Source organism: Bacillus sp. BD48 (assembly GCF_046566805.1).
GTDB classification, from domain to species: domain Bacteria; phylum Bacillota; class Bacilli; order Bacillales; family Bacillaceae; genus Bacillus; species Bacillus safensis.
This window is the reverse complement of the sequence record NZ_JANGFM010000001.1, coordinates 829,100-843,311: the sequence shown is the minus strand read 5'-3', so window position 1 is coordinate 843,311 and position 14,212 is coordinate 829,100. Positions and strand designations below refer to the sequence as shown.

At 40.9% G+C, this 14,212-nt stretch carries 11 protein-coding genes; 9 read left to right on the top strand and 2 right to left on the bottom strand.

Annotation, left to right across the window (positions count from 1 at the left end; translation table 11 throughout):
- Window positions 1-121 precede the first annotated feature (121 nt).
- The 7 genes from ACLGGR_RS04335 (at window position 122) to ACLGGR_RS04305 (ending at window position 10,368) form a co-directional block, all read left to right on the top strand.
- Window positions 122-2,257: a transglycosylase domain-containing protein gene (locus ACLGGR_RS04335; RefSeq protein ID WP_410972564.1), complete on the top strand. Its 2,136-nt coding sequence runs from the start codon at window positions 122-124 to the stop codon at window positions 2,255-2,257.
- Between the two features lie 124 nt (window positions 2,258-2,381).
- On the top strand, window positions 2,382-3,440 hold the full coding sequence (hemE, locus tag ACLGGR_RS04330; protein WP_410972563.1) for a uroporphyrinogen decarboxylase: 1,059 nt from the start codon (window positions 2,382-2,384) through the stop codon (window positions 3,438-3,440).
- A 32-nt stretch (window positions 3,441-3,472) separates the two neighbouring features.
- Complete coding sequence (hemH, locus tag ACLGGR_RS04325; protein ID WP_251215707.1) at window positions 3,473-4,411, top strand: ferrochelatase; 939 nt, start codon at window positions 3,473-3,475, stop codon at window positions 4,409-4,411.
- Between the two features lie 22 nt (window positions 4,412-4,433).
- The gene (gene hemY / locus ACLGGR_RS04320; RefSeq protein WP_142944429.1) at window positions 4,434-5,846 is read left to right on the top strand and encodes a protoporphyrinogen oxidase; all 1,413 of its coding nucleotides are present in this window, start codon (window positions 4,434-4,436) and stop codon (window positions 5,844-5,846) included.
- 173 nt (window positions 5,847-6,019) lie between these two features.
- Window positions 6,020-6,598 (top strand): TetR/AcrR family transcriptional regulator, encoded by a 579-nt coding sequence (locus ACLGGR_RS04315; protein WP_410972562.1) that lies wholly within the window; start codon window positions 6,020-6,022, stop codon window positions 6,596-6,598.
- Window positions 6,599-6,662: 64 nt separating this feature from the next.
- Window positions 6,663-8,972, top strand: coding sequence for a YhgE/Pip family protein (locus tag ACLGGR_RS04310; protein WP_410972561.1), 2,310 nt, complete (start codon window positions 6,663-6,665; stop codon window positions 8,970-8,972).
- A 346-nt stretch (window positions 8,973-9,318) separates the two neighbouring features.
- Window positions 9,319-10,368, top strand: a complete 1,050-nt coding sequence (locus tag ACLGGR_RS04305) for a M42 family metallopeptidase (RefSeq protein WP_410972560.1) — start codon at window positions 9,319-9,321, stop codon at window positions 10,366-10,368.
- Between the two features lie 33 nt (window positions 10,369-10,401).
- Here ACLGGR_RS04305 and gltT read toward each other — a convergent pair whose 3' ends face one another.
- Window positions 10,402-11,691: a glutamate/proton symporter GltT gene (gene gltT, locus ACLGGR_RS04300; protein WP_142944432.1), complete on the bottom strand. Its 1,290-nt coding sequence runs from the start codon at window positions 11,689-11,691 to the stop codon at window positions 10,402-10,404.
- Window positions 11,692-12,030: 339 nt separating this feature from the next.
- The gene (yhfH, locus tag ACLGGR_RS04295) at window positions 12,031-12,168 is read right to left on the bottom strand and encodes a protein YhfH (protein WP_008359029.1); all 138 of its coding nucleotides are present in this window, start codon (window positions 12,166-12,168) and stop codon (window positions 12,031-12,033) included.
- 156 nt (window positions 12,169-12,324) lie between these two features.
- On the opposite strand from yhfH, the gene ACLGGR_RS04290 reads away from it, so the two are divergent.
- Both ACLGGR_RS04290 and lplA read left to right on the top strand, forming a co-directional pair.
- A complete protein-coding gene (locus tag ACLGGR_RS04290; RefSeq protein WP_410972617.1) occupies window positions 12,325-13,068 on the top strand; it encodes an MBL fold metallo-hydrolase in 744 nt (247 codons plus the stop codon).
- Window positions 13,069-13,070: 2 nt separating this feature from the next.
- Window positions 13,071-14,060, top strand: a complete 990-nt coding sequence (gene lplA, locus ACLGGR_RS04285) for a lipoate--protein ligase (RefSeq protein WP_024425472.1) — start codon at window positions 13,071-13,073, stop codon at window positions 14,058-14,060.
- Window positions 14,061-14,212 lie beyond the last annotated feature (152 nt).

The window sequence follows — 14,212 nt, the reverse complement described above, 5'->3', positions numbered from 1 at the left end:
CGCCTCCTGCTTGATAGTATAACAAAAGAATGATATATAATTCTTTGGTAGTCAATCCATAAAACATATTATGAAGCAATACATCCCATACTATCCGTATAAAGGAATGAGGTGACCTAATTTGAAGAAAAAGAAGATAATCATTCCATTAGTCATTGCAGGAAGTACAATCGTACTCTCATTTATTGGCTATCTGACGATTTTATTTTTAGGACATTATGTCATAGATGAAAAGAAGCTTGTTTTTCACGCTTCCTCCAAAATCATTGATCAGAATGGAAAAGAACTCACAAGCATGTATTCAGAAAATCGGGACCCTGTGTCCTTAAAAGAGGTGCCTGATAAAGTAGCGAAAGCTTTTGTGGCTGTCGAGGACAAGCGTTTTTATGAGCATCACGGCATTGATGCACAGTCTATTTCAAGGGCGGTTTATCGAGATATATTAGCAGGAGGAAAGGTAGAGGGCGGCAGTACAATTACTCAGCAGCTTGCAAAGAATATTTTTCTCACAAATGACAAAACCTTTCTCCGAAAAACGAAAGAAGTCATTATTGCCATTAATTTAGAAAGAGATTATTCAAAGGATAAGCTGCTTGAGATGTATTTGAATCAGCTTTACTTCGGCCATGGTGTTTATGGTATTCAGGCAGCGGCCAATTATTACTTTAGTAAGGATGTCAAAGATTTAACAGTCAGCGAAGGTGCCACGCTCGCTGCGATGCCAAAAGCACCATCTTCTTACTCGCCTGTTTTACACCCTGATAAAAATAAACAAAGGCGGGACACCATCCTGAATTTAATGAACGAACAAGGATATTTATCTTCCACAGAAACAGTAGAAGCAAAAGGGAGAACACTAGGTATTCATTTGAAAAAGAAATCAGAAACGCCTTGGGTGGACAGCTATGTCGATCTCATCATTAAAGAAGCAGAGTCAGAGTATGCCATTTCACACGAACAATTGCTTCAAGGCGGCTATACCATTACAGTTCCGATTGATATGAATCTGCAAAAAACCGCATATGATGCGATGAAGAACAACCGTTATTTCCCGGGAAAAAGCGGATCTCCGGAAGGCAGCGCCGTATTTATTGATAACGATTCTGGCGGAGTGAAAGCAGCCATCGGAGGACGAGAATATCAGGCAAGAGGCTATAACAGGGTGACGGCTGTTAGGCAGCCTGGATCTGTTTTTAAGCCGATCGCGGTCTACGGTCCGGCAATGCAGGAGAAAAAATTCAGACCTTATTCACTGCTTGAAGACAAAGAAAAAAGCTATGACGGCTATTCACCTAAGAATTACGATGGGCAGTATGAAGGCAGGGTCACAATGGTGGAAGCCCTCATGAAAAGTAAAAATACCGCTGCTGTGTGGACGTTAAGCCAGCTGGGCATTGATACGTCGAAATCTTATCTTGAGAAAATGGGGATAGATATCTCGGATAAAGGACTAGCCTTGGCGCTTGGCGGTTTAGAAAAAGGAGTTTCTCCATTACAGATCGCTGGAGCCTTTCATACATTTGCAAATGAAGGCGTATATAAAAAGCCTTTCTTCATTCAAAAAATCACCAATGATGAAGGAGAAACTGTAGAAAAGAATCGTGGTAAGCAAGAACGAGTGTTTAGCGTGCAGAATGCTTGGAATATGACAAGAATGCTTCAGCAAGTCGTCAAAGGCGGGACAGCCCAGAGCGGTTCATACGCTGGAGATTTAGCAGGTAAAACAGGTACCACCACATATTCGGGTGTGAAAGGTGCAACAAAGGATGCTTGGTTTGCCGGCTATACGCCTAGTACAACGGGGGCGATTTGGATGGGGTATGACAAAACCGATAACAGCCACTATTTAACGGGGGGTAGTCAATACCCAGTGCAGCTGTTTAAAGATATTTTAACAACAGCTCAAATCACCAATGAAACGTTTGAAAAACCAGAGGGGATAAAAGAGCTCGAGTCGCCTATCCATTTAGAGGGACTATCAGGATTTGAAGCCCGCTATGCGTTTAAAATCAAAGGATTGTTTACATTAGAGCTGTCTTGGGACAATCAGGAGGATAAACGCGTTGAATACCGTATCTATGAAAAGAGAAATGGAAGCGAGACGCTGATCGACACAGTGACAGGCGTGGGCAGCTATACAATGCCTTATGCCAATGTGTTTTCGAATACAGAGTATAAGGTTGTTCCATATAATATCCAAACGCAAGAAGAAGGCGAAGGCAGTCCGTATGTTAAGCCAGAGACTTTTGGACGTTAATATTCGGCGATTTTTTGAACATTGAGCCGCTTTAGTATACCGTTCCTTGAAAACACGGTATAGTAAAAGCAGTGTTTGAGCCTTATACAAAGAGAGTGTAAGGCGAAAGGTGGAATGAAAGGTAATGGGAAAAACGAAGGTTTTTAATGACACGTTCTTAAAGGCGTGTAAAGGGGAAAAAACAGACCATGTACCAGTTTGGTATATGAGACAGGCAGGACGCTCACAGCCTGAATATCGTGCCCTTAAAGAAAAATACGGGCTATTTGAAATTACGCATCAGCCAGAGCTATGTGCTTATGTAACAAGACTTCCTGTAGAACAATATGGTGTAGATGCCGCTATTTTATATAAAGATATTATGACCCCGCTTCCGGCTATTGGAGTGGACGTTGAAATTAAAAATGGAATTGGACCTGTAATTGATGCACCAATTCGATCAAAAGCAGATATCGAACGTCTTGGGGAACTTCATCCAGAAGAAGACCTGCCATATGTGCTTGATACCATTCAGCTTTTAACGAAGGAACAGCTGAATGTTCCACTCATCGGTTTTGCTGGCGCACCATTTACGATGGCAAGCTATATGATTGAAGGCGGCCCATCTAAAAATTATCATAAAACAAAGGCACTGATGTACAGTGATCCTGAGGCGTGGATGCTGCTCATGAACAAATTAGCTGATATGACGATCACGTACATACGCGCGCAGGTAAAAGCAGGGGTCAGTGCATTTCAAATTTTCGATTCATGGGTTGGCGCTTTAAATGCAGCAGATTACCGGACATTCATTAAGCCTGTCATGCAGCGAATTTTCACAGAGCTGAAGTCTGAAAACGTACCAATGATCATGTATGGAGTTGGTGCAAGCCACCTAGCGAAAGACTGGCATGACTTACCGCTAGATGTGGTTGGACTGGATTGGCGTATGAGTGTAGACGAAGCGAGAAAAGAAGGGCTCACAAAAACATTACAGGGGAACCTTGATCCAACCATCTTACTTGCTCCTTGGGAAGTCATTGAAGAAAGAGCAAAAGATATTTTAGATCAAGGAATGAAATCAGATCACTTTATCTTTAACTTAGGCCATGGGGTATTTCCTGATGTTTCACCAGTTACGTTAAAGAAGCTGACAGATTTTATTCACGATTATTCAGCGAAACATAAAAAATCATCCATCTAAACTATTTCAACTGATCTGAAGGAGTGTTGGTTGTGGAGAAAAAGAAAATGGGACTTCTTGTCATGGCATATGGCACCCCATATAAAGAAGAAGATATTGAGCGTTATTATACACATATCCGCAGAGGCAGAAAGCCGGAGCCAGAGATGCTGCAAGATTTGAAAGATCGCTACAAGGCAATCGGCGGTATTTCTCCTTTATCAAAAATTACAGAACAGCAGGCAAATGGTTTATGTGATCATTTGAACGACATCCAAGACGACATTGAATTTCATGTCTATATTGGTTTAAAACATATCGAGCCATTCATTGAGGATGCAGTTGCAAAAATGCACCAAGACGGTATCACAGAAGCAGTGAGTATTGTTCTTGCGCCGCATTTCTCAACCTTTAGCGTGAAATCGTATAACAAACGTGCACAAGATGAGGCAGACAAGCTTGGCAATCTGAAGATTACGTCTGTTGAAAGCTGGTACGATGAGCCGAAGTTTGTGGACTATTGGGTGAAACAAGTGAAGGATACGTATGCATCGATGAGTCAAGAGGAAAGAGAATCGGCAGTGCTCATTGTGTCTGCACACAGCCTTCCTGAAAAAATTATTGCAGCAGGAGACCCGTATCCTGATCAGCTCGCACAATCTGCCAAAATGATTGCAGAAGGTGCTGGAATTGAACATTATGAAATTGGCTGGCAAAGTGAAGGCAACACGCCTGATCCATGGCTTGGACCAGACGTTCAAGACTTAACACGGGACCTATTCGAACAAAAAGGCTATAAAACGTTCGTATATGTGCCTGTTGGGTTTGTCGCTGACCATCTTGAAGTGTTATACGACAACGATTATGAATGTAAAGTCGTGACAGATGAAATCGGTGCAGCCTACTATCGTCCAGAAATGCCAAATGCGAAACCAGCATTTATTGATGCTCTGGCAACTGTCGTATTAAAGAAGCTTGACGAAAGCAAGTAATTATATAAAAGAAGGCGATCCTATGCATGACAATCAAAAACACCTTGTCATCATTGGCGGTGGCATCACTGGTTTAGCCGCCGCCTTCTATTTGGAAAAGGAAGTCGAAGAAAAAGGTCTTCCAATTCAAATATCTCTTATTGAAGCGAGCCCTAGGCTAGGTGGAAAAATACAAACACTATATAAAGACGGCTACATCATTGAACGTGGACCTGATTCATTTTTAGAAAGAAAGGTCAGTGGACCGCAGCTGGCGAAAGATGCAGGTCTCTCGGATCAGCTCGTCAATAATGAAACAGGGCAAGCATATGTACTAGTCAATGAAACCCTTCACCCGATGCCAAAAGGCGCTGTAATGGGTATTCCAACTCAAATCAGCCCATTCATCACAACCGGTCTTTTTTCAGTTGCAGGAAAAGCGAGAGCCGCAATGGATTTCGTTCTGCCAAAAAGCAAACAGACAGAAGATCAGTCGCTCGGTGAATTTTTTAGAAGACGTGTCGGTGATGAAGTTGTTGAGAATTTAATCGAGCCTCTTCTATCAGGCATTTATGCAGGTGACATTGACCGCCTCAGCTTAATGTCCACCTTCCCGCAGTTTTATCAAACAGAACAGAAGCATCGCAGTTTGATTCTTGGGATGAAAAAATCACAGCAGCATGCGAAAGCGCAGCAAGTGACAGCGAAAAAGCAAGGGCAGTTCCAAACGATCAATCAAGGACTTCAAGCGCTTGTTGAAGCAGTAGAAAGCAAGCTCAAGCTGACAAAGGTTTATAAAGGGACAAAAGTGAAGAAGATTGAAAAAACAGATGGAGGCTACGGTGTGCATTTAGACAGCGGTCAAACGCTTTTTGCCGATTCAGCCATTGTGACAACTCCGCATCAATCGATCTATTCTATGTTTCCAAAAGAAGCAGGGCTTGAATACTTGCGTGATATGACATCTACTTCTGTTGCAACGGTTGCACTCGGTTTTAAAGAAGAGGATGTTCATAATGAATATGAAGGCACTGGTTTTGTCATCTCAAGAAACAGTGATTTCTCTATTACAGCCTGTACTTGGACGAACAAAAAATGGCCGCATACAGCACCTAAAGGAAAAACGCTATTGCGTGCATATGTAGGGAAGGCTGGCGACGAATCAATTGTCGAGCAGTCAGACCATCAAATCGTCAGCATCGTGCTGGAGGATTTGAAAAAAATCATGGATATTAAAGCAGATCCAGAACTGACGACAGTGACTCGCTGGAAGACCAGCATGCCGCAATATCACGTCGGTCATCAAAAAGCCATTTCGAACATGCGAGAAACGTTTAAGCAATCATACCCTGGTGTTTATATCACAGGTGCTGCTTTTGAAGGTGTCGGAATCCCTGATTGTATTGATCAAGGAAAAGCCGCTATTTCAGAAGCTGTATCTTATCTATTTTCATAAAACAAGCTCCCTTTTCTATCAAGGAAAGGGAGTTTTTCATGTTCGAATCATTTAGAAAGAGTTGTGAATAATAAAAGTGAACAAAGTTGTTGCATCCGGGGAAAAGGATGTGGTATATTACTTTCTGTACTTAATGACCGAAACGTTCAAATAGTCATTTTGGGAGTGAGATCATGAGTGTTGATAGGAGACAAATGATTTTAGATGGAGCTACAAAGGCGTTTACTCAATTCGGGTATAAAGCAACCACAATGGACCTTGTGGCGAAGCTTGCCAACGTTGGAAAAGGAACCATTTATACCTTTTTCAAAAACAAAGAAGAGCTGTTCGATGAAATTTTCACATCACTGTTAATGGAGATGAGGAAAATTGCAGATGAAGCGATAGATGAGAAGAATAGTTTCTCAGAAAACCTTCATTTAGCACTCTTTGCAATATTAGAATTTCGAAAAAACCACCAGCTCACAATCAAAATCTTTCAGGAAAATGCAGAGCTTGGCACATCAGCGGTCAAAGAAATGATTGAGAAGATGGAGCAAATGATCATCCGCTATATCAAAACGAAAGTAAAAGAAGCGGTTGATAAAGGCGATATTAAGCCATGTGATCCTGAATTGACTGCATTTGTGATGGTGAAACTATATATTGCACTTATTTTTGATTGGGAAAAGCGATACGAGCCTTTAACAAAAGAAGAGGTGGCCGAGTCGCTGGAGCTTTATGTACTTAAAGGACTTTCAGCAGCAACATAATTTTTTTTAAGTTCAAATGACCAAATTCTAAATTTAGTCATTCATCTATGGGAGGAAAACAGCAATGAATTTAATTCGGAATCAATGGAAAGACATTGTGACGAGCAAAAAACTACTGATCCCGATTTTAGCTGTCTTATTTATTCCGCTGATTTACAGTGGCGTATTTTTAAAAGCGTACTGGGATCCATATGGTACAGTTGATCAATTGCCTGTAGCGGTTGTCAACTTGGATGAAGGCAGTCATTATGACGGGAAGACACTGCATGTCGGCGATGATTTAGTGAAGGAATTAAAGAAAAACGATAATTTCAAATGGAACTTTGTCGATAGTGAAGAAAAGGCAGTGAAGGGATTAAATAATGAGGATTATTATCTCGTCGTGGAAATACCAAAGGATTTCTCGAAAAATGCAAGTACAGTCCTCGATAAACATCCAAAAAAATCGAATCTGAAATATTACACGAATCCAGGCGCCAACTATGCGGCGTCACAAATTGCGAATAATGCCATTATCAAATTAAAAGATTCGGTTTCAAAGGAAGTCACAAAAAATTACGCAGAGGTCATTTTTGATAACTTCAAAACGATTGCAAAAGGTTTAGATCAAGCAAGCGATGGTGCGAAGAAAATTGATGACGGAACAAAAAGTGCAAAAGATGGCAGTAACAAGTTAAAGGACAATTTAGCAAAATTGGCTGAAGGAACATTAACCTATAGCGAAGGTGTTCATCAGTTTGCTGGTAAAATGGGTGAATTGAACACAGGGATACAATCTCTTGACAGCGGACTTGGCCAGCTCTTAACAGGCTATCAAACCATCGATCAGAAATTTGGAGAGCTTGGTACAGGGATTGATACATTGACTGAAGGGTTAAACACAAGCCGCGAAGGTCATCAGCAGCTCGCTTCTAAAATGCCGCAATTCACAGCGGGTATTGAGCAGCTAAACAACAAAGCACAATCTTTTTCAGAAAAAATTGAAGCAGTAGAAAAAGTCTTGTCGTCACCAGAATTAGCGAATCTTGAAAAGATGGCGCCTAAACTCGATCAGGTGAAAAAAGACGCAAAAACGTTTAGTACAAAACTTGCTTCATTAAAAGAAGCGCTATCGAATCGAGATGCTAAAGTAAAAAGCATCATCCAAAACAGCTCTATGACAGATGAAGAGAAAAAGGCGGCAATGGATCAGCTTGACAGTCTGCCTAAAATCGAACTGCCTGATCTGTCTGGACTTGAACAAAGCTTAGCGGCCTTGCAGGAACTGCCTGATGCAAGTGAGGTTCAATCTGCGGTTGCCTCTGCAAAAGCTCAGCTGCAACAAGTCAAACAGCTGCCAAAGAAAACGGAACAGCTGTACACATCTACAGTCGCGATACAAAATGCAATTGATCAAATGACATCTGGTACGAATCAATTGTATCAAGGTGCACTAAAGCTTCAAACAGGTCAAGGCCAATTACAAGATGGTCTGCAGACAGCAAATGGAAAGCTTGATACAGCAAAAAGCGGTGCGGATAAGCTTGCCAATGGTTCAAGCCAGCTAAGCGCAGCGTTAAATAAGCTGGAAAGTGGTTCAACGAATATTCAAAGCAACACTTCTAAGCTTGCTGAAGGCTCAAAATCACTCGATAAAGGATTGGGCGATTTAAAGAGCGGTACAGGTAAGCTGTCCGATAAATTAAAAAGCGCCGCTGATGAAACAGGAGAAATTGATGCGGGTCAAGACAATTACAATATGATTGCAAGTCCGGTGAAAACAGAAAATGATACAGCGAAAAAGATTGATAATTATGGTACAGGGCTCACACCTTATATTTTATCAATGGGACTCTTTGTAGGGGCTCTCATGCTCACCGTTGTATTCCCAATGAAAGACCCTGCTGGACGCCCTAGAAATGCATTTGAATGGTTTGTCAGCAAATATAGCGTGCTCCTACTTGTCGGTATTCTGCAAGCAGTTATTGCAAGCTCCATGCTCATCTTTGGGCTTGGTCTTGAGGTGGAAAGCCTCTGGCGCTTCTATCTCTTTGCGATCATCGTCAGTCTGACATTCTTAGCGATCATTCAACTGCTAGCGACAACTATGGGGAACCCAGGACGCTTCATTGCTGTTATTATCTTGGTTCTTCAGCTCGCAGCAAGTGCTGGTACATTCCCGCTTGAGCTTGTGCCGAAATTCTTCCAAGTCATTCATAGTCTGCTTCCAATGACGTACACAATCAATGGATTTAGAACGATCATTGCAAGCGGTGATAACAGCTATTTATGGCACCAAGCAGCGATCCTTGGAACAGTTGCGATCATCATGATGGCGGCAACAACAGCATACTTTGCTTGGAACGTAAGAAAAATGAAACAGGACGAAGCTTAATCTATGAAGCCTTTCTCTTTAAAGAGAAAGGCTTCAGCGTGTAGACAAACCCTCGCATTCTTTGTCAGTCCTGCGCGCTGGTGCTCACGAATGTCAAATTCGCTCCGCAAAAGTAGCCGTCCTTCCTAGACTGCAAAGGTTTTCTATCACGCTGAAAAGAAGACAAAGAGCTAAAATAAAGATCATTTTAGCCCTTTGTCAACAATCTGAATCCTTTCTCTTTATAGAGAAAGGATTTTTCATTTGAAATTAGACATCTCGAACCTGAAGCGATATATTTTAAGAAGAGATGCTGAAAAAGGCATACATGGAAGGAATTGCTTTCAGACAAAGGAGGAAATGCCGAATGACAACTGAAGTAAATGAAACTGTTCAGCTGATTCAAAAGCTCGTATCTATCCCAAGTCCATCAGGAAATACAGAAAAAGTGATCGGCTTTGTTGAACGTTTTTTACAAGATTTGAATATTGAGACAAAACGAAATCGAAAAGGCGGATTAATTGCCACAATTAAAGGAACAGATGACAAGGAACACCGCATGCTGACAGCGCATGTCGATACGCTCGGTGCGATGGTTAAGGAAATTAAATCAAATGGACGGCTTCGTCTTTCACTCATTGGAGGCTTTCAATATAACTCAATTGAAGGCGAATATTGTGAAATTGAAACAGCATCAGGCCATACATACACAGGCACTATTCTTATGCATCAAACATCCGTTCATGTTTATGCGGATGCTGGAAAAGCGAAACGAAATCAAGAAAATATGGAGATTCGTCTCGATGAAAAGGTGAAAAATGCAGATGATGTCAAAGCACTTGGCATTCAAGTAGGGGACTTTATCTCATTTGATCCGAGAGTGGAAGTGACGTCTTCAGGTTTTATTAAATCAAGACATCTTGATGATAAGGCAAGTGTGGCGCTGCTTTTGCGGCTCATTCACCGAATTCAAAAGGAAAATATCACATTGCCGCATACGACGCACTTCTTAATTTCTAATAATGAAGAGATTGGCTATGGCGGAAACTCGAATATTCCAGAAGAAACGGTGGAATATCTCGCTGTAGATATGGGCGCGATCGGTGACGGTCAATCAACAGATGAATACAGTGTATCGATTTGTGTAAAGGATTCGAGCGGTCCTTATCACTATGGGCTACGCAAGCATTTAGCCGCATTAGCAGAAGAGAACAACATTGATTATCGCCTTGATATTTATCCTTATTATGGATCTGATGCATCAGCTGCCATTAGAGCAGGGCACGACATCATTCATGGACTGATTGGTCCTGGTATAGATTCCTCTCATGCTTTTGAAAGAACACATGAAGATTCACTTGTCCATACAGCGAATCTTCTTTATCACTATGTCCAATCAACATTAATCACAGCATAAAAAAAGAACCCCGATAGAAGGGGTTCTTTTTCATTAGCTTGAAAGCTGTGTTGGTTCAGGTGCATCTTGTCCAGTCATCACACGATGTCCTTTTTCAGGGTCATACTGCCCTTCCCATTTAGACATGACAACAGCTGCAAGTGCATTACCTGTTAAGTTCACAACAGTCCGCGCCATATCCATGATACGATCCACACCTGCAATAAATGCAAGACCTTCAGCAGGGACACCGATTGTTCCTAATGTCGCGAGTAATACAACAAATGAAGTACCAGGAACGGCAGCCATTCCTTTAGATGTTACCATCAGTACAAGAACAAGTGTAAGCTGCTGGACGATCGTGAGGTCAATGCCATATACCTGTGCAAGGAAAAGCGCAGCAATGGCTTGATACAAGACGGAGCCGTCCAGGTTAAACGTATAACCGATTGGGATAACGAACGAAACAATCCCTTTTGGACATCCGATGCGCTCCATTTTATCCATGACTCTTGGTAAAACTGTTTCAGAGCTGGATGTACTAAAGGCAAGAAGCATTTCGTCTTTCATGTAAGCAAGAAATCTGAAAATATTGACGCCAATCATCTTTCCGATAATTCCGAATACAACGATAAGGAAGAGAGCGAGCGCAAAATAAACAAGACCTACAAGCTTACCTAATGAAATAAGAGATTCAAGACCAAATTTTGATACGGTCACACCAATGAGTGCGAATACACCAAATGGCGCAGCTTTCATCACAACATTGACGACATGGAACATGGCATGTGATACACCTTCGAAGAAGGCGAGCACTGGTTTGCCGCGTTCACCAATGGCTGAAACGCCAAGTGCAAATAGCACAGTGAAGAAAATAATCGCAAGCAAATCACCTTCCGCCAATGATTGGAAGAAGTTCGTTGGAACGATATGAAGGAACGTATCAGCAACTGATTTGCTGCTTTGCTCTTTTTCCGTTTCAACATACTGGCTAATATCTTGTTTTTCCGTATTTCCAAAGTCAACGCCTGCACCAGGTTGTACAAAGTTGGCAAGCACAAGACCAAGGACAATCGCAAATGTTGTGATAATTTCAAAATAAAGAATGGTTCTAAAACCAAGTTTTCCTACTTTTTTACCATCACCCGCACCTGCAACACCTAAAATTAAGCTGGATACGACAATTGGTATGACAATCATCTTGATGAGCCTTAAGAAGAAGTCTCCAATTGGTTTTAAGTATGTCTCGACACCTGGGTTACCAAAAAAGATCGCCCCAACAACGACACCGAGAATAAGGCCGATTAGGATTTGAGTAGCCAATCCAAATTTTAATTTTTTCATAGATTTCCTCCCTAACATATTCATTAAAGGAATATTCCCATCATATTAAGTTTTAATATATGAATTAAAGTATAACTAAAATTAAAGAGGTTCGTCCACGATAAAATTATATTAAGAAAATACAAAATTGTTAGAAAAAATAGACATTTAGAACCTCCTTCATTGTTTCGAGTCAATAAAAAGTGTCTTCAGAACTAAAACTCATCATCTGAAAATACTAAAAAACCCTTTTGTGACAAGGCTTTTACCTTTTTACCTATTTTTCAGAAAAAATAAAAAGCACTTTTGACTCCAACTGACGACGGAGGAAAAAAGTGCTTTTTAATTCAATTTATTCCCTTATTTAAGATAACTTACTTGTGAGCATTCCTCACATTCATTACCGTAACACTCGTGCTGTTCCATTAAATCATTTCCACATTTTGTGCATTTCTTTGAGGGCAAATTTCTAAAAAACTCTGTGATTTTTCCTAGCATTTGTCATCCTCCAATACGTTTTGTTGCTATTATTGTATTATAACAGATTAGTAATTGTCAATCTGTTTTGCAACAATAGGCAGGAAGAATGCTTTTTCCACGAAAAATGGGTATATTGTAAGAAGGGGATTTTTAGAAAAGGAGGGAAAAATGACGATGAAATTAACCGTGATTGGATGCTATGGAGGGTTTCCAGCAGCTGGTGAAGCGACATCAGGCTACCTTTTTGAATCAGATGGCTTTCGTCTTCTTGTAGACTGCGGAAGCGGTGTTCTTTCAAAGCTGCAGCAATACATTGATATAGAAGAACTAGATGCTGTTCTCCTTTCTCATTATCACCACGATCATATTGCTGATATCGGACCACTCCAATATGCGAAGCTAGTGGGATATCATTTAGGAAAAAGCAGCGGCCCGCTTCCGATCTATGGACATACTGGTGATCAAGAAGCATTTGGACGGCTTTCTGATGATGTACATACAAAGGCAAAGCCTTACCAGCCGGAAGAAGGGATGCAGCTCGGACCATTTCAAATTGATTTTTTGAAAACGATTCATCCGGCAGAGTGCTATGCTATGAGAATTCACGCAGAGGATGCTGTGGTCGTGTATACAGCAGACTCAAGCTATCAGGACACATTTATACCATTTAGCAAGGGGGCAGATCTGCTCATTGCCGAAAGCAATTTTTACGCTGGACAGGACGGATCAGGTGCAGGACATATGAACAGCACGGAAGTAGGGAAGATTGCAAAGGAAGCAGATGTTGGGGAACTCATCATCACTCATCTGCCCCATTTTGGCCGTCATAAAGACCTAGTCAATGAAGCACAGGCGTTATATACTGGCAGTATACAGCTTGCCCATTCAGGGCTTAGATGGAACAAGGAAGGAAGATAGAGATGCTGTTTATCGATAACGAACAACATTATGATCCAATGATTAATTTGGCAATTGAAGAATATTGCTTAAAATATTTAGATCCAGAAGAAACATATTTACTGTTTTACATCAATCAGCCATCGATTATTATTGGAAAGAACCAAAATACAATAGAAGAAATCAACACGAAGTATGTGGAAGACAACGGAATTAAAGTCGTGCGCCGCTTATCCGGCGGTGGTGCAGTTTACCATGACAAAGGAAACTTAAACTTCAGCTTTATTACAAAAGATGATGGAGACAGCTTCCATAACTTTAAAAAGTTCACGGAGCCAGTCATCAAAGCGCTTGAAAAGCTAGGCGTCAAAGCTGAATTGAGCGGCAGAAATGACATCATGGCAGATGGACGTAAAATTTCTGGAAATGCCCAGTTCGCAACAAGAGGACGTATTTTCAGCCATGGCACACTGCTATTTGATTCAGAAATTGAACATGTCGTTTCGGCTTTAAATGTGAAAAAAGAAAAGATTGAATCAAAAGGCATCAAATCGATTAGAAGCAGGGTCGCCAATATTAGTGAACTGATGGATCAAAAAATGACAACAGAAGAATTTAGAAAAATTCTTTTAAGCTACATTTTTGATACAAATGGGGATGTGCCTCAATATCGCCTGACTGAAAAGGATTGGGAAAAGATTCACGAAATTTCCCGAGATCGCTATCAAAAATGGGAATGGAACTACGGCCGTTCACCGAAATTTAATTTGCAGCATTCTAAGAGATTCCCTGCAGGCTCCATTGATTTGCGATTAGAAGTGAAAAAAGGGATGATTCAGGATTGCAAAATCTTTGGTGATTTCTTTGGCGTAGGGGATATTGCCGATATTGAAAAGAGACTTATTGGACAGCAATATGATCGTAAAACGATCAGCGACGTCTTAGAAGATATGGACATGCGTCACTATTTCGGCAACGTATCAAAAGAGGATTTTCTTGATTTGATTTATTAATTCCGGGAAAGCACGGCTAGGAATAGCGGTGCTTTTTTGATTGAAGGAAATGAAAGCGATTTACATTTGATCTTGTGGATTTTTTCGATTGTCTATTATAATAGAAAGGAGGAATGTTTGGCTATAAAATGAATGGTCATTCATTCATTGAT